We start from the raw sequence: 22,542 nt of genomic DNA on the forward strand, positions 1-22,542 counted from the left end.
ACTGGAAACCAATTTTTTTGTCGTGCTTAAATTTTCCACAGTTGGGGTAAGCTGTATACCATGGGGGGGATAGGGATGCCAAGGATGAATGCCTTTTTGTCAGGACAATAAAACAAACTAATGAAAATGTGGGGTATTTTTCAATTTTTGCATTGATATCCATGGATGTGTTAGTTTGAGCCGCAGAGAAAATGAAGATCAGGACCCCATTGATGGACCAACGAGGAGGCACCATGAGTCGTTCCGCAAGCCTATTTCAACAGGCAGCAGGGTTGATACCCGGAGGGGTGAACAGCCCTGTACGGGCGTTTAAATCGGTGGGAGGCATCCCCCCATTTATCCGTGAGGCCGCCGGTGCCATGATGACCGACGAGGATGGCAAGAGCTACATTGATTATGTGGGTTCTTGGGGTCCTATGATTTTGGGGCATGCGCCCAAAGAGGTGGTGGCGGCCATCCAGCAGGCGGCTGTGCGTGGGTGCTCTTTTGGTGCGCCCACCAGCAATGAGATTTTGTTGGCGCAAAAGCTGATCGAATTGGTGCCATCCCTTGAGATGGTGCGTTTGGTCAACTCGGGGACCGAGGCGACCATGAGTGCCTTACGTCTGGCCCGTGCTGCAACGGGTCGGGATGCCATTTTAAAGTTTGATGGATGTTACCACGGTCATGCGGACAGTTTGCTGGTTGCGGCGGGCTCGGGGCTAGCAACCTTTGGGGTGCCTTCCTCCCCAGGTGTGACCCGTGGCACGGCTAAGGATACCCTAACGGTTCCCTTCAACGATCTGGCGGCGGTGGAGGCATGTTTTGCGCAGCACCCTGAGGGGATCGCGGCGGTGATTGTGGAGCCGGTGGCGGGTAACATGGGCTGTGTACTGCCCAGGCCGGGCTATCTTAAAGGGTTACGGGACATCTGCACCAAATATGGTACGATCTTGATTTTTGATGAGGTGATGACCGGTTTCCGGGTGGATCTGCGCTGTGCCCAGGGTTTTTACGATGTTACGCCAGATTTGACCTGTTTGGGCAAGGTGATTGGTGGTGGTCTGCCGGTGGGTGCTTATGGTGGTAAGATGGAGTTGATGAATCAGGTTTCGCCAGCAGGTCCGGTCTATCAAGCGGGCACGTTATCGGGCAATCCTTTGGCCACGGCGGCGGGTTTGGCCACGTTGGAGGCGATCTCTCAGCCTGGTTTTTATGAGACCTTAACCAGCCGCACCCAGCGTTTGACGGTGGGCATTGGCAAGGCGCTGGATGAGGCGGGCATTCCCCATGTGAGCTACCATATTGGTTCGATGTTTGGTCTGTTTTTTACCGATGCCCGCGAGGTTTACAACTTTGCTGATGCGGCCAAGAACGATCATAACCGATTCAAGGATTGGTTCCATTGCATGTTGGAAGAGGGGGTATACTTTGCACCCAGCCCCTACGAAGCCGGTTTTGTCTCCATTGCCCATGATGAGGCCATTATTGACCTGACCATTGAAAAGGCCCGTAAGGTTGCAAAAACCTTATAGGTTTTGCCGATCCGCTGGTCAAACAGAAAAAGCCAGGACCTTATTAGTGGGGTCCTGGCTTTTTTATCGCAGCGATGGTTGTTCTCAGGGGCAAGATAGGGGGCCGTAGGCGAATGGGGTAAAAATGGCGACAAGCGACCGGGTCGTTGCATGGCTCGGGCGCCGTGGTGGCTTAGTAAATTTGGTCATCCTCGGCGTAGGCCTTGCGGCGTTCATCGAGCTGTTTGCTGTGGGTGGCGGCGATCAGGGCTTGGACATCCTCTTTACCGATGAGGGTAAACTCCACGGCCACCCGACGGGGGGGCAGGATGCCGCCATCTTTATCCATTTGGGCGCTGGCGCGGCGGGAGAGGGATTTGACCATGACAATTTTGCCGTAGGCGAATACCCAACGCCAGGGATCGGCGTGCAGTCCCACCCGTACCACCACGCAATCTCCACGTTTGAGGGAGACTATTTCGCTGCCCCCCTCTTCTTTATCGGAGCGTTTGAGCAGGCTTTGACTGGCGCTTTTGCTGGCCTCTTCGACAAAGGCGATGCCGCCGCCGCTGAGGTTGAGATCTTGGGGGGCGTGGCCAAACACGTGGTCGTAACCGAAGATATTGATTTTGTCGATCACATCGGTCAGGCGTTCAAACAGCTCGGGAATACCATCGGATTGGCTGGTACCGCTGCGTTTTAGGTTGCGTACATCGTCACGCACCCGTTTAACCAGTTCGCGGCGCTGTTTACGGCTTTCGGCGGTGGCGCGGCCATGGTCAGAGACCACATCGGCCAAGATGGTTTCGATGCGATCCAGGGTTTCGGTTTGGGCGGCGCTGACCATGTTATGGTTGACCAACAGGTTGGTGGTTTTCACCAGTTGGTCGCGCAGGGGCACAAACAGGTTGACCTTTTTATTGGCGGAGACTTGGGCGCAGAGGCTATCGATGCGTTGCCACAGTTTTTGTAGATTCATGGCGGCACCGGGACTTTGGACTTGAATAACGGCCCAGCAGCGTTTGAGCGGGTCTACATTGATGGGCTGGTAGCCGCTTTTGAAGGCTTGAGGCAGCGGTTGACCGGCTTGGAACAGGGTTTCGGCCTCGGCATACTCTGCTGGGGTGATTTTACGCCAGACGAAGGGGATCACTTCATCAACCCGGTCGAAGGCACGATCTTTTTTGGGCGGTGGTTGTGCGGGGGCATCCTCTGTTTTTTCCATGGCTACGGTGGGCAGGGCTTGGCCAAAGCGGAAGGCGCGTTTTTTTTTGGGTTTTGCGTTTTCGTCGGTCTGTTGATCGTCGGTTCCTTCGGGAGTTAGGGCTTGTTCGTCCCAGGCGTTGGCTTGGGCTTCCCATTCGGCATCCTCTTCCCAGTTTTTCTGGCTCTCCTCCATGAGTTGCAGGCGCTGGCGGTTTTGGATATGGCGGGCCAGGGTTTCTGCTTCGTTGGGGCGCATGCTGTCAAATTTGCAGAAGTAGCGGTAGGCCCCAAATTTATCGTGGTTGCGTCCGCCGACGATCATGGAGCGCATCTGCATGGGGGGGACTTCTTCCACCTGGGCGATGGCGATACGCACTTCCATTTTATCACCGGGGCGCAGGCTCTCTTCGGGAAAGACGAAGGAGTATCCACCGGCGCTTAGGTCCCACAGGGTGACTTTTTGCCATTTGCCTTCCAGGGCGCCGCCCTCTCCGCGTTTGAGGGTGGTGGCCCGTTTCGAGGGGATCAGGCGCCGCACGTAGGTGGGGATTGAGGGGTCGTGAAGGCGGAAATGGTTACGCTGGTTCATGGTGGGCAGGGCTCCAAAAGATGACTTAACCGATGATTATAACCCGAATGTAAGGTTAGCACAGGATGTGCCATAGATCCTATTGGTCTTAGCGGGGGTTTATTGTCTCTGTCAGGCTTTTACCGGATAGGCATGGGGCACATAGGGGGGTAAAGTGTTTATGTGTGGGATGTGGGTTTTTCTGGAGGGTTCACAACTTTTCTTGGGTGTGAGAGCGATATGCGTGGGCGATTGATATTTTGTTTGTTATATTTCATTATGTTACCTTTGCATGCAGGGGAGAAGGTGCGTGCGTATCCGCCGGTACAGGTGGCGGATGGGGTTTATGTGATGCATGGTCCGTTGGGGGTGCCATCGGTAGCGAACCAGGGTTTTATGAACAATCCTGCTTTTATTATTACGCAGACGGGGGTTGTGGTTATTGATCCGGGTTCGAGTGTGCAGGCGGGGCGGATGGTGGTGGAGCAGATTCGCACGGTGACGGAGAAGCCGGTTACGCATGTATTGAATACGCATGTGCATGGGGATCATTGGTTGGGTAATCATGGCATTGTGGAGGGGTATGCTGGGGTACAGATATTGGCGCATCCGGCTATGATTGAGGAGGCGTTGGGCAGTCAGGCGGAGCGTTGGTTAGAGTATATGGTTAAGGCGACGGAGGGGTTTACGCAGGGCACACAGGCGGTGATACCGACGGTTCCGGTGGGGGATGATACGGTTTTAACGCTTGGTGGTGTGCGCATGGAGATTTTGGCACCGCCCAAGGCGCACAGTGGCACGGACATGATGATCTATTTACCGAGCCAGAGGTTATTGTTTACGGGGGACAATGTGACCTCCGAGCGGTTTGGTCGGTTGGATGATGGTACATTTAAGGGTGGTATTGCGGCGTGTGATCGGGCGTTGGAGAGGCCGGTGGAGGTTGTGGTTCCTGGGCATGGTGCGACGGGGGGGGTTGGGCTTATTGCGGTTTATCGCACCTATTTACGGACGCTGTATGACACGGTTAAGGTTTTGTATGATGAGGGTACCCTAGATACGCCTCATGCGATGAAGCCGCGCGTGGTGGAGGCTTTGTCGGTTTATCACGATTGGGTTGATTTTGATGAGATGGTGGGGCGTCATATTAGTGCGGCGTTTCAGCAGGTGGAGGCGTCGGAGTTTTGAGGCTGTGTCATTTGGCGCACGGGGGTTGGTGGGCAAACGGTGTACGGGCCGATGTGGCAGAGGGGATATTCGAGTGATCCTGAATGTATAGATCCAGGGCGTTTCATTATTAAAAGGGATTGGGGGGTCTGGGGGGAAGCTCTGCTTGCCCACCCAGCGGGTCTGGGCGGCGCCCAGTGGGGTTCGGGGCGAAGCCCTGAGATCGGTTGATTTTTTTAATCGGTTGATCTTTTTTAGCCCCGTACCGGTTGGACAAGGGCGCAGGGTTTTTTTAAGAGAGCACGGGTTTTGTAGGAGTGCGGTACGGGGCGTAGGGTAGCGATGTCACGCGCCAGCGTGGCGGGCGGTTGGGCCCTAAATGGCTGGGGTGGAAACCGCGCTTGGACACAGAGTGGCTGGGGGGTGAACCTCTCCATTTTCCAACCACAGCCCGGACCGAAACCCCGCAGGGGCATTTGGCATCCCCTATTGGGGCTTCCTTGGAAAAAGACGCAAGGGAGCCCCAATAGGGGATTAAAAGGGTGGCTCGCTGGTTGCTAAGCGGCAAAAAGAGGCCGCTTAGCTCCCTTAGCGAAGGGCGAGCCCAAAAGATCAAAAGTAAAACCCGCAGAGGAAAATCTCCCCCTGCGGGCCGGAAACGGTGTGAGCCTTGGGTTTTCACAGGTTTAATAGAACAAACCGTCGTGGGTACCCACACCGCCCCCATCACGACCTATCCCCAATAACACAGAAATAAGTAGGCTAAAACCCACTATGGCAACCTTAATGCCATGTCAATACGCTTTATATATCGGTTAGTTACAATCAACACAAAAAATAAGATATCGCCATATCACCCACTCAATAAGGGATACCACACAGCTTAACACTTGAAAAAACATTGTTTCAAGAACCCAGGTCAGGGAAAATAGCCCCACAGTCCCATTCCTATGCCCAAACGGAAATGACGTAAACCCATGACCCCTCACGACCCCAAACAGGAGATTCTAACCCGTACCCCGGAGATGGAATCTGTCATGCGTGCCGCTACCCTCGTGGCCCAAACCAATGTAACCGTGCTCATAACCGGCGAAAGCGGTACCGGCAAAGAGCGCATCGGACACCTGGTGCACGCAGAAAGTCGCCGAAATAAAGGTCCCTGGGTTCCCGTTAACTGCGCCGCCCTGCAAGATAACCTCGCCGAATCAGAACTGTTTGGCCACGTGCGCGGCGCCTTCACCGGCGCAACCGATGCCCACCAAGGGCGCGTTCGCGCCTCCTCCGGTGGGACACTGTTTCTCGACGAAGTGGGTGAATTAAGCCTGCCACTACAGGCAAAACTCCTACGTCTGCTTGAAAATAGTGAATGCCAAGTGGTCGGACAAGCGCAACCTGTGCGGGTGGATATCCGTATCGTCGCCGCCACCAATGTGGACCTCGCACAGCGGGTGCGCGAGGGTCTGTTTCGTGAAGATCTCTTCTACCGCCTCAATATCGCACCCTTAACCCTGCCCCCCCTAAGGGACCGTCCCCGCGATATTCCCCTGCTCATGGATCACTTTTTACTGGAAGCCGCAGCCCGCTTTGAACGTAAACCGCCACGCTTTACCAGTAAAGCGCTCCAGCAAATCCAAAACCACCGCTGGCCCGGGAATATCCGCGAACTGCTCAATTTTTGTACGCGTATGGTCATCTATCACGGCGGCGAAGAGGTTGACCTGCCCGCACTGCCCGTCGAGCTGCGGGGTACGGTGCCCGAGGTCGCCTCCGGATCCCCCTTCGACCTGCCCTCACAAGGGGTGGACCTAACCGCCGTGGAGCGTGGCCTCATCAAGCAGGCGCTGGAACGCGCGACAGGTAATAAATCCAAGGCCGCACGCCTGTTGGGCTTAACCCGCGATACCCTGCTCTATCGCCTAAAAAAACATACCCTCGACTAAAGCCCCAACAGGTTACATCCGCATCAACCCCGTTTGGCCACATGCATGGATGCATTGCGGGGGAGGTATCCACCCCCCCCCTCAGAGATAGCCCCCCGTTAAGACCGCTCAGGGACAGCCACAAGCCTGCACCGGAGCAGGCGCATAACCCATCTGCTCCCACGCAATCTCATCCAAATCAAAGACCGGCCCATCCACACAAACCCGGCGATAGTTCCAACCCAACGCCCCACCGACCCGAATGGGGGCCACACAGCCGGCACATCCCCCAAAACCACACGCCATATGCTCTTCCATGGAAGCCTGACCCGAGAGAGCAAACCGTTTGGCGACCCTATTGGCCGCCGCCATCATGGGGGTCGGACCACAGGTATACAGAACGGTTTCCTCCCGTTGTTGGTCCGTTAATGCCGCTAAATAGGCCGCCGCCAGATCCGTGACATAGCCCGTAAACCAACCCTGACGCGGCGTCAATGCCGCCATGCGGCTGCGCACCCCTGCCCCTTGCAGGGGTGCTAGTGCCAGAATAATCGACCTCTCAACACCCGGTAGCGGCTGCTTAGCTTGCTCCAAAACAAAGGGGCTCTCACTCTCCATACCCAAAAATAGAGTACACTCAACCCCACGTCCCGCCAGCGTACGGGCCAAAAAATCCACCGGCGCGGCCCCCACGCCCCCCCCAATCAACACCGCCCGTTTAGGCGCATCAATCAGGGTAAAGGTACGGCCAACTGGCCCCATTAACGTCACCTCTGCACCCGCCTGCCACTGGGCCATGAGCTCTGTACCGCGCCCCACCACCTTGTAGAAAATATCCACCGTACCCGCTGCCGCATCTGCATCCAAAATAGAGAGAGGGCGGGGCAAGGTGGTGGTGGGACCACAATCCACCTGGGCAAAATGACCAGGACGGCAACCTTGCGCCAATCCAGGGGCCCGCAGGCGAATCACATATTGATCCCCCGGCAGCGCCCGGTTAAACACCACCTGTGCAGTTTCACGACAAAGTTTGGGACGCATGGCTTGGGACATTAAACAACCTCACAAAAAGATCCATGTTAGGGCTTTAAGGGCATACCAAGGCCACGGTTATATCCATAGAGCCTAAGGTGCTTATTCTATCGGCATCCGTCCGCCAGTGCGAACAAGAAGTGAACTTGTGTCCGGCGAGAGAGCCATAAAAAAGGGTGGACCCATAGAGTCCACCCCTTCTCAATGTAACCACTCTGCCAGCTTAATGTTCGGCTTGCACATCCTCAGGCAGGGTAAAGAGGGTCGCCGCACTCAGGGTGCTGACAAACATAAACCCCCCCCCTTGACGCCCCACATGGCCCTTGTCAAAGATAAACTCAAACATCTCGTCGGCCTCTTCACCCGCCACCATGACCGTGACCATTTTAACGGCTTCAGACTCCGGCAGACGTCCCGCTTTGCCCTTGGCTGGGCGCAACATGGAAATACCGCGCAAACCCACCGAGTTGGCGGTGTAAATGCCCTTGCCATGTAGCGCTTTAAGTACCTCTTTATCACTGCCATCATCCGGGAGATAAGCGGTGATCAACTTGTTTTCTACCAGCTGAGTTTCCGACATGCTGGCACCCCCTTAGCTGGCCTGTTGCAGGCGTTGAATAACCTCGTGGGGAATATAGGTAGCGGCCTTCTCCAGGGGGGTAACATACATGAACCCCATACCGGGGGTGTCCAGATTGCCCGCCAGATAGGCACTGTTAAAGACCAAATCCTGCTGCTCCTTAGAGACCACCAGGTTGACCACCTCTTTTTCCACCTCGACCGCTACCCCCAGAGCACCCAGACGCTCCCGCACACCACTACCCTTGGCGTAGTAGACGGTTGCACCCTGGGCACCGGCTTCGCGGGCCGCTTTGACGATCACATCGCCCAAGCCACGTTGTACGATGCAGGTGATGAGAGAGACGTCAGTAAGATAGGTAATATTACGTTCGCTCATATCGTTTGGACCTCTTTATCAGGAGATGCACTACCCGCATGGGTGGCTGCTTTGGCCTGGGTTTTCGCGCGATAGCGCACCCACAGACCTGTTATCAACACAGAGAGAATGGGACAGATGGAGGCCATAGAGAGAATCCCAAAGCCTTCCAGCGCATCAACGGCATTACCAAAGCCCAGACCCATCGCCAGCACCAGAGGTACCGTAATGGGACCTGTTGTCACGCCCGCGCTGTCCCAAGCGACGTTGACAAACTCTTCGGTCGAGAAGTAGGTCAGGATGATACCCAGGGCATAACTAGGGATCAACAACCACTGCAAAGGGAGTTCAAAGATTAACTTAGCCAGACCAATGGCCAGACCAAAGGCGACCCCAATTGAGACCGCAATCATCAGGGTCTGTTTTTTAAAGACACCATTGGTCAGGTTTTCCACGGTTGCGCCAAGGGCGTTCAGGGCGGGCTCGGCCAAGGTCGCGCCAAAGCCCAGTACCCAGGCAAAACCCAAGGAGAGGATCATGCCCACAATGGCGCTATAGATAGGGCCATAGGCTGTATACATGCCTGCTGCCGCAATCTTAATCTCAATGAAGGAGGCGGGTACCAGCGAACCAGACTGCTCGCCCAGCGCCGACAGACCATAGGTCAGACCCAGGTTAAATACGCACATGCCCACGATGGTTAAGGTGATGCCATAGGTGATTTCACCGGCATTTTTAACCTGCTCCTTGAGCAGATAACGCAGCACCAGATAGAGGAACAGCACCAGCGGTAAAATGGCCCGGATACCCAGGATAACCTCAACCCCAGGGGAGCTTTCATACCAGGGGGCTGGACCCACAGGAGCCGCCGCAGAGGCTATCTTAGCCGCTGCAATAATCTCTTCGGGGGTAACGGTATTGGCCACCACCAGGGAAAGAATCAACACACCGATAATGGGAAAGATGGAGGCCAAGGTCACAATGCCGAAGCCCGACAACCCCGAATCCCCTTTACCCGCCGCCGCCGCGATGCCAATCCCCAGCGAGAGCACCAGTGGCACCGTCACCGGACCGGTGGTTACGGCACCGCAGTCCCACGCCAGACCTAAAATTTTGGTTAATTCAGGGTTGCCAGAGGCGTACATGGTCAGTGCCAAGGCTGGTGCCAAGGAGAGATAGACCATGGGTTTCAAGCTCCAGCCATAGAGAAAACGCAAGGTTCCCAAAATGGCGGCCAAGCCCACGCCTCCACCCACCACCAGCACCAATACGCCGGACCAGTCATTGAGCAGGGTGTAGAGATAGGGGGCCCGTTCTACCGAAACAATCTGTCCCGCCTGTTTCAACGCGCCGATGGCCGGTTCGGCAAAGGTTACGCCAATCCCCAGCAAAAAGGCGATGAGCAGCACCACCGGCAAGGGGGATTTTTTCGGCAGGGTATTACCGATCACCTCACCAAAGGGCATCAAGCCCAATTTTAGCCCCTCCATAAAAAACATCAGACCAAGACAAACCGCAAAGAGGCCCGCCGTGATGGAGAAGGAGTCTTGTACCAATTGGCGCAGCACAAAAAATTGAAACAAGGCCAGATAGATGGCCAAGGGGACCACAGCCTTGAGCTGATCCATAAAACGTACGGATATGTAAGGCTTGAGCAGTTTGAAGACATCCACAGAGCGGAGCTTCACAGGTGGAGGAGAGTAGGGTTTATAGTGACCCTGTTCATCACGTTCCAGCTTGGGGGTCAGATTGTTGTAACTGATCTCATTACGTTCAATCGTCGCTTCGCGCTGGTAGTCACCGTACCGATAGTTTTGCCCCATGGTGGCGATCCGTTTGGCTGGGGTTATACTTAAAATACACGTCCAAGGGGTATTTGCAGGCGGTAGACCCCCAAAAAATCCACAAGTGACGTGCGCAGGTAACGTTTTTATAGAGAGATGTACGATAAAAAGACATCCCAGACACTATGTCTGGGATGATCCGATGGGTCAAGCCTCTTGATGGACAATTCGGCCAGCTAGGATCGTATATTTAACCCGTCCTTTAACTTGGCGACCTGCAAATGCGGTATTTTTGCTGCTGCCATGCAGCGCCAGTGCATCCACCGTCCAGCTTTGCTGGGGGTCGAACAGCACCACATCGCCCACGGCGTTCAGGCTCAATGTGCCGCGCGGCATGCCCAGCAGGCGGGCAGGGTTGCAGCTAATAGCCGCCAGAGCTTTAGCCAAGGGTAGCACCCCAGCTTCCACCAACTCCAGGGTGATGGGCAAGAGGGTCTCCAACCCCACCACGCCATTGGCGGCTTGGCAGAAGGGGACCCGCTTGCTATCTTCCTCATGGGGGGCGTGGTCGGTGGCAATGACGCTGATAACCCCACGCGCCAACGCCTCTTGGATGGCATTGACATCTCGCTGGTTACGCAGGGGTGGGGCCATTTTGGCATTGGTATCGTAGTTGCCTACATGGGTATCGTTCAACACCAAATGGTGGGGCGCGGCCTCACAACTGACCCGCAGACCCTTCTCCCGCGCTTTAGCCACCGAGGCTACCGCACCGGCGCTGGAGATGTGCGCCACATGGTAGCGGCCACCGGTCAGCTCCACCAAGCGGATATCCCGCTCCACCAAAATATCCTCTGCCGCGTTGCAGATGCCCGATAGTCCCAAGCGGGTGGCAACCTCCCCCTCATTCATGCAGCCACACCCCACCAGACCGCTATCCTCGGCATGTTGGATGATCAAGCCACCAAAGGCGCGGGAGTAGTCGAGGGCACGGCGCATCAAACCGCTGTTCATAATGGGCAGGCCGTCATCGGAAAAGGCCACACAACCCGCCGCCTGTAGCAGGCCCATCTCGGTAATCTCTTTACCCTGCAACCCCTTGGAGACCGCCCCAATGGGGAACAGGTTGGCAAAACCCGCGACCCGTGCTTTATCCAGCATATAACCGGTGACACTGGGATCATCATTGACCGGTTTGGTGTTGGGCATGGCAGCCACCGAGGTCACGCCGCCCGCCGCTGCGGCACGGGTGCCGCCGGCAATGGTCTCCTTATACTCATAGCCGGGCTCCCGCAGGTGAACATGCATATCCACCAGACCCGGGGCGGCGATCAGACCATCGGCCTCAATGACCGGCACGTGGGCCGGGGCATCCAGCTTGCCGATTTCACGAATCACCCCATCCACGATGAGAATATCGGCGATCTCATCCCGCTCGTTGGCCGGATCCACCACCCGAGCCCCACGGATAAACAGGGATTCCGTGCGCATCATAGCGACTCTCCTAGCTGCGCTGAGTTACGGGCGGCACCGGTGCAAAGATGGTAAAGCACCGCCATACGCACCGCCAAACCGTTGGCAACCTGCTCCAAAATAACCGAACGGTTGGGATTGTCCGCCACATCCGAGGCAATCTCCACACCCCGGTTGATGGGGCCAGGATGCATCACCAGGGCGTGGGGCTGGGTGAGCTCCAAGCGACCACGGGTCAGGCCCCAATAAGCGAAATATTCGCGTACACTGGGCAGATAGGCCGAGGTCATGCGTTCCAGTTGCAGACGCAGCATAATGATCACATCCACCCCCCGCAGCCCCTCTTCCATATTATGGTGGACCGTAACGCCAAACACCTTGGTCGCTTCAGAGGGCATAAGGGTTGGGGGGCCAACAAAACGCACATTGGCACCCAGGGTGCGCAAGGCAAAGGCGTTGGAGCGGGCCACCCGGCTATGTAGGACATCGCCACAGATGGCAACGTTCATCCCTTCAAAGCTGCTTTTGCCCATCTCTTCCAGGTGGTCTTGAATGGTGAGCAGATCCAGCAGTGATTGGGTGGGGTGCTCGTGCTGACCATCACCGGCGTTGATGATACCGGCATCCAGATGGCGGGCCAAAAAGTGGGGGGCACCAGAATCCCCATGACGCAGCACCACCACATCGGGACGCATGGCCTGTAGGGTGGCCACGGTATCGAGCAGGGTCTCCCCTTTGGCGGCGGAGCTACTGGAAGCGGAGATGTTGATCACATCGGCGCTCATGCGTTTACCGGCCAGTTCAAAAGAGGTACGGGTGCGGGTGGAGTTTTCGTAAAAGAGATTGATCACGGTCTTGCCACGCAGGGTGGGGACCTTTTTGATCTCACGATAATTGACATCGCGAAAAGCCTGGGCAGAATCCAAAATGGCACCGATTTCGTGACGGGCCAAACCATCCATGCCAAGCATATGGCGGCGGGTCCAGGCGTTCTGTTCCGGGTCCATCGTCACTCCTTAAATATGCATAGGTAGGGCAAACCTGCCCTTGGGTTTTTCATGGTAAGGCGCGTGTATGGACCAAGCTCAGGCGCTGATCTGCATGGGTGACCACTTTCAAGTTATCATGCAGCTCGGTGGGGACCTGTCTGGCACAAAAGTCGGGTTGAATGGGCAATTGACGGTGTCCACGATCCACCAACACGGCTAACTTAACCAACTCTGGGCGACCAAAGGCAAACAGCGCGTCCAATCCAGCCCGCACGGTGCGACCGGAGTAGAGAATATCATCGACCAAAATCACCCGTGCATGCTCCACATCCAGCAGCCCCAGATCGGTAGCGCCCACGGTGGGGTGGGGGCCAATGGTGCTTAGGTCATCCCGATAGAAAGTAATATCCAGAAAACCGATGGGCAGCTTAACCTGCAAGCTTGCGCTCAGCGAGTCGCGCAGCTGCTGTGCAATCACAGCGCCGCCCCGGCGAATACCCACCACGCACCATTGCGTTGGATCGCTGATGGATGGGAGGATAGTCTCCGCCAGCTCCGTGATGGCCTGGTGAATTTGATCCGGTGTCATAAGTGTATTTTCAAGGATGGCGTTCATGGGCCGTATTGTGGCGCAGAGGATGTTCCATTGCAATAAAAATGCGGGATGCAGAAGGGGTAAAAATGCCATGGTCAAACTGCTTACATTGGAGCCTCTGAGCAGCGGCTTTTTAAAGGTGGTACGCGCGGTTGTGGACTACCAGCGTAGCGACGGCGGGCGCAGTGGCCCCCACCCCTTGGAGTGTGTCAAGCGTCCCCCTGCGGCGGTGATGATCCCCTATGATCCGCGGCGGGATGAGCTGATTTTGGTCCGCCAATTTCGCATCGGTGCCTATATGGAGGACTCCAGCCGAGGCTGGGCGTTGGAGTTTCCCGCCGGTCTGTGCGACCAAGAGAGCGACCCCATGCAGACTGCCCGCCGGGAGCTGCTGGAAGAGACCGGCTACCAAGCCATCAGCGTAGAGCCGGTGATGACCTTTTTGGTCAATCCTGGGTTTGTCAGCGAGCGCATTCACCTCTTTTTAACGATCATTGATGCCGAGCATCCTGTCGCATTGGGGGGTGGGTTGGAGCATGAGCAAGAGGATATCCAGACCTTGCGTGTCACCTATGACGAGGCGCTAGCCATGGTGGCCGATGGCCGTATGGATGGGGGTCCGCCTATTTTGGCGCTACAGTGGTTGACCTTGAACCGGGCGCGTATCCGTGCCGAGGCTGCGGCACTGCATGAATAAGTGGGGAGAGCCTCCCTCGCAAGCTGTGCCTGGCTCAGACTGGTTAGGTGCGCTATGCTGCCCCTTGTTTGCAGCGATCCCTAGAGCGCCCGTTTGCTGAACCCCTAAAGAGAGCTTACCCGGTATGCATGGTTCTTCCCCCTCGGTCTCCCTGTTGCGCTGGCTACCCGCCCTGTTCCTGCTGGTGCTGGGGCTGGTCTATCTGTGGCTCAACCTGCCAGAATGGTCGGTGAAACACTATCCGGATAGCAACTCCTACCTGCTGCTGGAAAAGCAAACTTTTATAGAGGCGCTCTCCCATGTGCGCACCATGGGCTACCCCGCTTTTGCGTGGGCGCTCAAAACCCTGACGGGCTCCTATGCGGCGGTACCGGTGGTGCAGTATGTTCTGCATCTGCTGGCCGCTCTGCTGTTGTGGTATGGGCTATGTGTCTATGGATTGCGGCCCTGGTCGGCCCTAGTGGTGACGCTGCCGGTGCTGTTTGCCAATATTATTCGCTATTTTAGCCACGCTCTGCTGTCAGACGCCTTGGGGGCCACCCTGGTGGTGGTGGTGGTGGCGCTGTTGCTGCTCTACATTGCCCGGCCATGGCAATGGGGTTATGGGGTGGCTTTGGCGGTGGCGGTATTTGTGGCTTTTCAGGTGCGGCCTGCCAATCAGGTGCTGGTGCCTATGTTGGTTTTGGTGGGGGGGCTGCTGTATGGCATGCGTCCGGCGCGCCTACGGAGCGATGGAGCCATGGGGTTTTGGTCCATGCTGGGGCGCTTGAGTGCGGCGGGTTTTGTGCCTCTGTTGGGCTTTTTCACCCTGCGTCTGCTGCTGGTGGGGCACTTTGGCTTGGTTGCCGCAACCGGCATTCCCTTAATCGGCATCGCGGGCTCTTTGATCACCCCAGACCTGCTGCCGCAGATTCGTGAAGAGGTGCGGCCACTGGCCCAAACCATTGTGGATGACCGGGAAAAGGATGGCATGGAGGTCCCTTTCAGCACCCTAGGGTGGATTCGCTATGGGGAGTGGTATCGGCAGTATGACTGGAACAACTACCACAATACCGTGCTTGCCCATGCCCGCCGCATGCACAACGGCAACCATGTTATGGCCGATCAATCCTTGCAACAATTGGCTGTTCAGGTCTTGCGGCTGCGTTTTTCCTACTATGCCAAATGGATCATGGCGGCGGCGGGGGATGCCTTGGGGGTGTTGCTGCGACGGGATTTTAACCTGCAACTGACGGGGCTGTTATGGCTGTTGGCGGTGCTCTTTTACCACACGCTGCGGGGGATGCGGGTTTGGCGTGGCAAGCCCATCGTTGCGGCGCGGGATGCACAGGCCATGTGGGAGATCTCGGTGGTTGTGGTGGTGGGGCTGCTCTATGCGGGCATGGCCACGCTGTTGGTGATCCTCACCGCCCCCCCCATTGAGCGCTATCTACAAAATACCGCCATTTTTCTACCGGGGGTGGTGGCGCTGCTCGCTTATATCCGTGTGCAGGAGGGCTGGCAGCTATGGCGGTCGTCATAGCGCGTGCTTAGCGGGGCTCGGTTTTGGGACGGCACAGCTCACTGGCCATATATTTAAGCAGCTTCCAACCGGTGGGCAGCGCTTTAAAGTGGGTTTGACCGGCCAGACGGGTGCGCTCATGCACGGGGAACGCGGCCCGTTTAAGCTTAAGGCGGTAGCTGCGCACCACCATCTCTAGATCAATGGAGAGACCATGATCACGGGGGGCAATGGCATGAAAAGCCGCCACCCGCATGCCGCGCATGCCGTGCAGTACATCCCATAAGTGGGGACCCCGGTCCCGGCGCCAGAGCAGCGCCGCGAGGATCGAGATACCCTGCACAAACCATTTGCGGGGTTTGAGCAACTGCTCATCCTCCTCATTATGGGCCCCCGGCCCTAAACGGCTGGCAATGACCAGATCGTTGCCCGCCTGAAACAGGGGTTTAAAGTTTAAAACCGATTGGGGATCAATGCAGCCCTTGGGGTGGAACAGCACCAGCACATCGGTTTGGCAATGGGCAAACGCCTCCAGATAGGCCGCGTTATAGCCCGCCTTTTGCTGGGTGTGTACGGTGATGCCTTGCTCCCGCAAAAAGGTATCGGTGCCATCGCGGGACCCACCGTCCAGGGCATAGACTGCATCAAAGTGGTCCAGCGGCAGATGGGGCAGGTCATGCCGACACCCCTCCAACTCATTGAAGGTGAGTAGACAGAGTGTGATGGTTGGGGTGGCGTTCATGGTGCCTTCCAGCCGCACTGGGTCAGGTCAAAAATCCAATCTTGCAACAGGCTTAATTCAAGTGGCTGCATATGGCCTTGCTCCACCAACCACGCATAACAGGTGTGCAAATTATCCAGCAGATGGGCGGTGCCGGTGGGCAGGTTAAGCTGGGCAAGCCCTGCGGCAATGGCGGCATTGTGCAGATAGCCGGGCACCTCGTCTTGAAAATCCCGATTTAAATCGTGTTCATTGCGCTCTTGCCAAACGGTGGGGCTAAAGAAGAGTACCCGCCAGCCACAGCTCCAGGCCAGCCGCTGCGCCACAAAGCTACGCCAGATATCGGTCATGCGAAACGAACAGGTGGCCGGTAGATAGAGCAGGGGAAAGGCATCCCGCCACCACAGGGTGTTTTGGCTATTAAAGGGGGACCAGACCCCCTCACCCAAGGCGATTTGGCGGTCGGCGATAAAGTTGCGCGGCAGCGGTAGGGTGAGGCGATAGATGGCGTCCACATCGGGGTTTTCGTCGGCCAAGCCCTGTTGAATGGGGCAATCCACCGACTGCATGGCCGTTAGGGGGGGCAGGCTTTGACGCACGGCATCCAGGGGCAGACCACGGGGCCAAAGGGGCAGGGCATGATCGTCGGGCTGTAAAAACAGGCCGTAGACGTTCAACCAGCCGGGCTGTTGCACGGTGACGGTTTCGACCATACGCGAGCGCGGCGCAAAAAAAGCGGCGCGGGGCCAGTTATCGTCATCGGTTTCCAAGATGCACTGGGTGCCTTGGGCGATGGCCTGGAGGTAGGCGATATTTTTGCGGGCATAGTGTTTGATGGGCGAAGAGAGGCCCAGCCGAAAACCACTCTGACGCTGCTGTTCCAAGCTGAGAAAGTGGCAGCCATCCAGGGCAAAAGAGTCGGGGGATTTGCTGTCGCCGGCCAGGATAAAGTCGTAGCCTGCCGCTTGACACCCTTGGGCTAGGGCGTGCATGACCGGGTTGGGCGCATGGATGGAGGTAACAATCAGGGTCGTTTTCATAGTCACGATGAGGATCTCAAGGATACCGAGTCAGGGTTGCGCAAGGCCGGGCACGCTCCGTATGGGGCGGCGGCGGTGGGGTTATCTCACCACAAGGGGGCATAACCAGCAAGGTGTCAACACCAATGGGCATCCTTTTCCTTTCTATAGCAACAAGCGGTGGTTGGGTTGCCGCCAGCCAACATGATGGCGGTTATAGGTGCTGGAACCGTTTGCCAAGCAACTTTATTGCCAGATGCATGGAGACGCTAAAATGCGCGGAGTTTGGGGTCATGGATGGAGAGGCTGGGGTCATGCAGGGCCATAGCCGGTTTAGCGGGAGGGTTGGTCGCTCAAGGTCAAGAATGGGCGGTTAGGTCGGGGGTTTGCGTCCTGGGTAAGGTGCCACCACGGGTTGGCTCTGTCAGGAGGGGGAGGATTTTTGTTTGTTGGCGCGGGTATCATACGGAGAACCATTGCTCCTTGAGGGATGCAGGGGTAAAATGGTACCCGTGAGATCCCTTGAACAAACTCACTTTGTATGTGCGACGAATAGGCGGGTGCCTACCATTATGAATGGGCGACCCCAGAGGCCGGTCTGTTTCTTCAGCCCGGCTTTTTTTTATTCTTTTCCTTGAAAACGGCCTGCTTTTGGCCAGTGGATGGTTGCGATGGGTGAGGGTACGGCACGCGCCAAGTAAAGCGCATAATCGGTGGGCGTGATGACAGAATCGCGGCTTCATTGGTACAATCAATGATCGTGCTACTCTCCCCTGGAGTTGCGGCCCCCAGGAACACGCTTGGCACAAGGTGGTGGTGACAATCCGGCGGCATGCCCATAAACTAAGGAAGATACGACCCATGTTCTACTGGTTTACTGAATTGGCTGACGCGCTGGTCTTTGGTTTGTTGGGCATGGATGCGACGACCCGCGCCGCCAGTGCCCTGCATTTTTTTATTGAGGATGTGGCCAAGATTTTTTTTCTATTGATTGTCATTGTTTTTTTACTGGGTTTTTTCCGGTCGCTGGTTTCGGCGGAGCGGGCAAGGCGAATGATTGGCGGGCAATCCCCTTGGCGGTCGTACCCTCTGGCGGTGGCGCTGGGTGCGGTTACGCCGTTTTGTTCATGCTCTTCGGTGCCCCTGTTTATTGGTTTTTTGGAGGCGGGCATTCCCTTGGGAGTGACCATGGCCTTCCTGATCACCTCCCCCATGATTAATGAGGTAGCTGTGCTGATGCTGGCTTCCACCATGGGTTGGAAAATGGCGGCTGCCTATGTGGTTACGGGTCTGGTGGTGGGGTTGGCGGGGGGGTTGGTGATAGCGGCTCTAAAGCTGGAGCACCATGTGGAGGCGTATGTTTGGCAGATCCGCATGGGGCAGGCGGCGCTGCCGGAGGTAGACGCCACTTGGCGCGGTCGGCTGCGGTATGCAGCGGGGCAGGTACGGGAGATTGTCGGGCGCATTTGGCCCTATGTGCTGGGGGGCATTGGTGTTGGGGCGCTGCTGCACGGCTTTGTGCCGGAGCATTTTTTTCTGCAATATGCCGGGGCGGATAACCCTTGGGCGGTGCCTGTGGCGGTTTTGGCGGGCATTCCCCTCTACTCCAACGCGACGGGTGTGATTCCGGTGGCGGAGGCGCTGCTGGCCAAGGGTGTGCCCATTGGTACGGCATTGGCTTTGATGATGAGCGTGGCGGCCATCTCTCTGCCAGAGATGATTATTTTGCGCAAGGTGATTAAACTGCCCCTTATTGCGATTTTTGTGGCGTGGTTGTTCGTCGCTTTTGTGGTGGTGGGGTATCTCTTTAACGCATGGTTTGCCTGATACGGGCAGAGGGAGAAGAGTCATGAAGGAGATCAAGGTTTTGGGTTCAGGGTGCAAAAACTGCGAGACCACCGCCCGGATTATCACTGCCCAGGCCGAGCGTATGGGGGTGGCGATTCGGTTGGAAAAGGTGACGGATATGGCGGTGATACTGGGTTATGGGGTGATGTCGACGCCGGGTGTGGTGGTGGATGGTCGCGTGGTGCACGCGGGAGGTCTGCCCGGCCCGGACGATGTCACGGCGTGGCTCAGCTAACCCCGCTGGAAGGCAAGTAAATTTATGAAACCAGCCCGTTGCGATGGGCAAGGTGTGTGAAAAAACAGCGTGAGAAGTCGATTGATTGTAGATTTTATTGAGGAACTTGAAAACTGTTTAGGGAGAAGGTTGAGGCGAGTGAAGCCTGGACCAAACCCCAAAAGTAAAGATGAAAAGACAGGAAAGGCGTTGGCTGATGCAACTTCGATATGGAGTTACGTAACTGTCCCCGGAATTCATCCGTCCCCGGAATTCATCCCGAATTCCCCGCATCCCCCGGAATTCGGCAGATGCAACTTTACCTGGAATTAAGTAACTGTCCCCGGAATTCCGTCGCCCGGAATTCCGTCCCCGGAATTCCCGAAAGAGCAGTTTCTTGAAAAGGCGAGATCGGTTTATAGAAGAAAGGTGGGAGGCGAGTAATGGCAAAAATAGAAGGTTTTCGAATAAAGAACTTCAGGGCGTTAAAAGATGTCACACTTGGTCGCCTCTGGAATCAGCAGCAGGCCGATCCTCTCACATCTATGACGGCGGTTATTGGCAAGAACGGTGTTGGCAAGAGCACGCTGTTTGACGCCTTCGGGTTTCTTTCGGATGCTTTGAAGTCTGGTGTAGAAGAGGCGTGCGACTCTCGCGGCAGGGGAGGATTTGAGCGAATCCGGGCGCAAGGTCAAAAAGGGTCCATCGAATTCGAGGTCTATTACAAGGAAGATGGGAATGCACGCCCCATCACCTATGAAATTTCTATTGATGTTGATAGCTCAGGTCGTCCTTATGTCTTGAAAGAACGACTCAGGCAGAGGCGAAAAGGCCAGAAGCACGGTTGGCCCTTCTCATTTCTTGTGTTGAACAGTGGAAAAGGTGTTGTTTGGAAAGGCGATCAAGAAGGCCGTCAGATCGACGAGGAACAGGGTGATTTTGACCTGCTTGGTCTGATGGAGTCCATTAAATCAGGTGAGGCAAAAGAAGAGTCTAAAGAAACCGATGTTGTCGAACTTGACGACATGCGCAAACTCGGTATTGCCACGCTGGGTTCGTTGAAACAACATCCGAGGATTTCCGCGTTCCGCAAATTTATCGAAGGGTGGTACCTCAGCTATTTCACTCCAGACGCAGCCAGGAGCCTGCCCCTCGCCGGTCCACAGAAGCATCTCAACATCCATGGCGACAATCTCGGAAACGTCGTGCAATTTATGGAGCGGGAGCATCCCAAGCGTTTCCAGGCTATTTTGAACCGGATTGCGGAAAAAATTCCCGGCATCAACAAGATTGATACGGAGAAGACAAACGATGGCCGCTTGCTGCTGCGGTTCAATGACAGAGGTTTTCAAGACCCGTTTTACTCGCAACAAATGTCTGATGGGACACTGAAGGTCTTCGCGTACCTCCTCTTGCTCGAAGATCCGACACCACCACCGTTTTTATGTATCGAAGAGCCGGAAAATGGCTTGTACCATAAACTTCTCGAATCCTTGGTAAATGAATTCCGTGATCATGCGACAGGCCGCAAGGGTGGATCTCAGGTTTTCATTACGACCCATCAGCCCTATCTGGTTGATGCTTTGGAATCTAAGGAGGTCTGGATTCTGGAAAAGGGATCGGATGGCTATTCCGTAATCCGCAGAGCGAGCAATGATGCCATCGTCGAGAACATGGTGGCCGCAGGTTTGCCGCTGGGTGGCCTTTGGTACAGCGATTATCTGGACGCGAGGTGATCGGATGCATTTTGAGATTCTCGTTGAAGACCAGTCCGGCAAGAAAGCGCTCGATATACTTGTCCCGAAAATCATCGGTGATGACCATACGTTCAATGTTCATTTCTATAAAGGCATAGGCCGCATTCCGAAAAACCTCGGCAACAAGGCAGATGCAAGCAAACGCATCCTGCTCGATCAGTTCCCAAAGCTTCTCCGTGGATACGGTAACACTTTCGCCAAATATCCAGCCGATTACCCGGCGGCTGTCATCCTTGTCTGCGACCTTGATGACAAATGCCTCAAAGCGTTCCGCCAAGAGCTTTTCAATATCCTGAACGCCTGCGACCCTCAGCCAGAAACCCGATTTTGCGTTGCCATTGAAGAGGGTGAGGCTTGGTTTCTTGGTGACATTCCAGCGGTCAAATCAGCCTATCCAAAAGCCAAAGATGCTGTCCTGAATGCTTACGTAAATGATTCCATTTGCGGCACATGGGAGCGCTTGGCAGAGGCAGTTTACACCGGAGGTTCTACCGCGCTTTCAGAAAAAGGTTGGCAGGCTGTCGGTGCCGAGAAATCGCAGTGGGCTGAAAAGATTAGCCCGCACATGGATGTAACAAACAACGCGTCCCCAAGTTTTGCTTATTTCCGCCAAAAGTTGCTTGAACTAGCTGGAGCCCGGGGAGTTCCGGGGGGGAGTTCTGGGGACATCTATGGACCCACCCCCTAATTGCAAGAAGAATTTTTTTATCTGACACAAACAAGGTGCGAATGCAGACATCTATTCGGCCTTTAGGTGGGATGACTATTTGATCCCTGGCCCTGATGGAAACCGCGCGTTTTCTCCTGGTCAGTTTCACGGCCTCGAAGGCCCCTTCCCCGTGAGGTTTTGAAAACGCCGGGCTCGACCCGTTGTGCCATCAAAACTTATTCTCTCGCAATCTTCGGTGAGAACTCAGAACAACCCCTTCACTTTCCCTTATCAGAATCTTTTAACAGCGGTTCGACGGCTATCCATGTGCGGTTTGCTCACGATAGTTTTCTCCCTTTACCAACAGAGCCCACAATATCCGGCCATTTTTGTTGGCTACCGCCACACAGGTGATGTTATAGCCTCGGCGCTCCCTTAATGCGTTGATCCTTTTCCCAGCCAAGTAGGATCGACTCTGGCTCATGCCGTCAAGGAAAGATAGATCTGGGGCAAAATGGTGGGAAGCTTGGCAGGATCGGTCACGCGAACAAAACCATCGGCACCAAACAGGTATGGCGCGTAACTGTTGGCCTCAGGATCAATGGTGATGCAGAATGGGTGCACATTCTGCGCGCGCGCTTCACGCACCGCCATGCGTGTATCCTCAACTCCCCAACGCCCATCATAATGATCCACATCATGAGGCTTGCCATCGGTGAGGATGAGTAACAAATGACGTCGCGCTGCCTGTTCCTGCAAAAGATGTACACTTTGCCGTATGGCAGCGCCTAACCGTGTATAAAAACCAGGTTTTATAGCCTGGATGCGACCCCGCGCCTGATTGTCGTAGGATTGCGCAAACCCCTTGATTCGATTAAACTCGATGTTCAAGTTTTCTGCGCTTGACATCTGAGGGGAAAAGGGCAGCAGTGTCATCCCGTCGGACTCTGGATCAAGATTCAATCGAGACCCT

Annotated in this window: 20 protein-coding genes; 9 read left to right on the forward strand and 11 right to left on the reverse strand. The window is 55.7% G+C overall.

Features of this window, described 5'->3' with window-relative positions; translation table 11 throughout:
• Positions 1-233: 233 nt before the first annotated feature.
• Complete coding sequence (gene hemL, locus MMC1_RS00485; RefSeq protein ID WP_041640503.1) at positions 234-1,514, forward strand: glutamate-1-semialdehyde 2,1-aminomutase; 1,281 nt, start codon at positions 234-236, stop codon at positions 1,512-1,514.
• A gap of 172 nt (positions 1,515-1,686) precedes the next feature.
• Here hemL and MMC1_RS00490 read toward each other — a convergent pair whose 3' ends face one another.
• Positions 1,687-3,288 (reverse strand): PilZ domain-containing protein, encoded by a 1,602-nt coding sequence (locus MMC1_RS00490; RefSeq protein WP_011711796.1) that lies wholly within the window; start codon positions 3,286-3,288, stop codon positions 1,687-1,689.
• Positions 3,289-3,573: 285 nt separating this feature from the next.
• Here MMC1_RS00490 and MMC1_RS00495 point away from each other — a divergent pair, with 285 nt between their 5' ends.
• On the forward strand, positions 3,574-4,455 hold the full coding sequence (locus MMC1_RS00495; protein WP_227665287.1) for an MBL fold metallo-hydrolase: 882 nt from the start codon (positions 3,574-3,576) through the stop codon (positions 4,453-4,455).
• A gap of 956 nt (positions 4,456-5,411) precedes the next feature.
• On the forward strand, positions 5,412-6,374 hold the full coding sequence (locus MMC1_RS00500; protein WP_011711799.1) for a sigma-54 interaction domain-containing protein: 963 nt from the start codon (positions 5,412-5,414) through the stop codon (positions 6,372-6,374).
• 108 nt (positions 6,375-6,482) lie between these two features.
• On the opposite strand, the gene MMC1_RS00505 is transcribed toward MMC1_RS00500, so the two are convergent.
• The 7 genes from MMC1_RS00505 to pyrR form a co-directional block, all read right to left on the reverse strand.
• Positions 6,483-7,406, reverse strand: a complete 924-nt coding sequence (locus tag MMC1_RS00505) for a dihydroorotate dehydrogenase electron transfer subunit (RefSeq protein ID WP_011711800.1) — start codon at positions 7,404-7,406, stop codon at positions 6,483-6,485.
• A gap of 202 nt (positions 7,407-7,608) precedes the next feature.
• Positions 7,609-7,965, reverse strand: a complete 357-nt coding sequence (locus MMC1_RS00510) for a hypothetical protein (protein ID WP_011711801.1) — start codon at positions 7,963-7,965, stop codon at positions 7,609-7,611.
• A 12-nt stretch (positions 7,966-7,977) separates the two neighbouring features.
• Positions 7,978-8,343, reverse strand: a complete 366-nt coding sequence (locus tag MMC1_RS00515) for a P-II family nitrogen regulator (RefSeq protein ID WP_011711802.1) — start codon at positions 8,341-8,343, stop codon at positions 7,978-7,980.
• The gene (locus MMC1_RS00520; protein ID WP_011711803.1) at positions 8,340-10,145 is read right to left on the reverse strand and encodes a DUF1538 domain-containing protein; all 1,806 of its coding nucleotides are present in this window, start codon (positions 10,143-10,145) and stop codon (positions 8,340-8,342) included. Before MMC1_RS00520 ends, MMC1_RS00515 begins: the two co-directional genes overlap by 4 nt.
• A 168-nt stretch (positions 10,146-10,313) precedes the next feature.
• Complete coding sequence (locus MMC1_RS00525) at positions 10,314-11,600, reverse strand: dihydroorotase (protein ID WP_011711804.1); 1,287 nt, start codon at positions 11,598-11,600, stop codon at positions 10,314-10,316.
• On the reverse strand, positions 11,597-12,586 hold the full coding sequence (locus MMC1_RS00530) for an aspartate carbamoyltransferase catalytic subunit (protein ID WP_011711805.1): 990 nt from the start codon (positions 12,584-12,586) through the stop codon (positions 11,597-11,599). The genes MMC1_RS00525 and MMC1_RS00530 overlap by 4 nt, the downstream gene beginning before the upstream one ends.
• Positions 12,587-12,635: 49 nt before the next feature.
• A complete protein-coding gene (pyrR, locus tag MMC1_RS00535) occupies positions 12,636-13,256 on the reverse strand; it encodes a bifunctional pyr operon transcriptional regulator/uracil phosphoribosyltransferase PyrR (protein ID WP_081436370.1) in 621 nt (206 codons plus the stop codon).
• Here pyrR and MMC1_RS00540 point away from each other — a divergent pair.
• Together MMC1_RS00540 and MMC1_RS00545 are read left to right on the forward strand one after the other, a co-directional pair.
• Positions 13,255-13,860: an NUDIX domain-containing protein gene (locus MMC1_RS00540; RefSeq protein ID WP_011711807.1), complete on the forward strand. Its 606-nt coding sequence runs from the start codon at positions 13,255-13,257 to the stop codon at positions 13,858-13,860. The two genes, pyrR and MMC1_RS00540, sit on opposite strands and share 2 nt — an antisense overlap.
• A gap of 124 nt (positions 13,861-13,984) precedes the next feature.
• On the forward strand, positions 13,985-15,382 hold the full coding sequence (locus tag MMC1_RS00545; protein ID WP_011711808.1) for a hypothetical protein: 1,398 nt from the start codon (positions 13,985-13,987) through the stop codon (positions 15,380-15,382).
• A gap of 7 nt (positions 15,383-15,389) precedes the next feature.
• Here the strand turns inward: MMC1_RS00545 and MMC1_RS00550 are convergent, their stop codons facing one another.
• Positions 15,390-16,103 (reverse strand): glycosyltransferase, encoded by a 714-nt coding sequence (locus tag MMC1_RS00550; RefSeq protein ID WP_011711809.1) that lies wholly within the window; start codon positions 16,101-16,103, stop codon positions 15,390-15,392.
• A complete protein-coding gene (locus tag MMC1_RS00555; protein WP_011711810.1) occupies positions 16,100-17,122 on the reverse strand; it encodes an STELLO glycosyltransferase family protein in 1,023 nt (340 codons plus the stop codon). The genes MMC1_RS00550 and MMC1_RS00555 overlap by 4 nt, the downstream gene beginning before the upstream one ends.
• Positions 17,123-17,962: 840 nt before the next feature.
• On the opposite strand from MMC1_RS00555, the gene MMC1_RS00560 reads away from it, so the two are divergent.
• The 4 genes from MMC1_RS00560 to MMC1_RS00575 all read left to right on the forward strand — a co-directional run bounded on the left by MMC1_RS00560 (position 17,963) and on the right by MMC1_RS00575 (position 21,608).
• The gene (locus MMC1_RS00560; protein WP_011711812.1) at positions 17,963-18,928 is read left to right on the forward strand and encodes a permease; all 966 of its coding nucleotides are present in this window, start codon (positions 17,963-17,965) and stop codon (positions 18,926-18,928) included.
• 22 nt (positions 18,929-18,950) lie between these two features.
• Complete coding sequence (locus MMC1_RS00565; protein ID WP_011711813.1) at positions 18,951-19,184, forward strand: thioredoxin family protein; 234 nt, start codon at positions 18,951-18,953, stop codon at positions 19,182-19,184.
• A gap of 422 nt (positions 19,185-19,606) precedes the next feature.
• Entirely contained in the window at positions 19,607-20,899 is a 1,293-nt protein-coding gene (locus MMC1_RS00570) for an AAA family ATPase (protein WP_011711814.1), read from the forward strand.
• 4 nt (positions 20,900-20,903) lie between these two features.
• The gene (locus MMC1_RS00575; protein ID WP_011711815.1) at positions 20,904-21,608 is read left to right on the forward strand and encodes a DUF4276 family protein; all 705 of its coding nucleotides are present in this window, start codon (positions 20,904-20,906) and stop codon (positions 21,606-21,608) included.
• A 441-nt stretch (positions 21,609-22,049) separates the two neighbouring features.
• On the opposite strand, the gene MMC1_RS00580 is transcribed toward MMC1_RS00575, so the two are convergent.
• A complete protein-coding gene (locus MMC1_RS00580) occupies positions 22,050-22,532 on the reverse strand; it encodes a nitric oxide reductase activation protein NorD (RefSeq protein ID WP_227665288.1) in 483 nt (160 codons plus the stop codon).
• Positions 22,533-22,542: the final 10 nt, after the last annotated feature.

The organism is Magnetococcus marinus MC-1, assembly GCF_000014865.1.
Lineage (GTDB): Bacteria > Pseudomonadota > Magnetococcia > Magnetococcales > Magnetococcaceae > Magnetococcus > Magnetococcus marinus.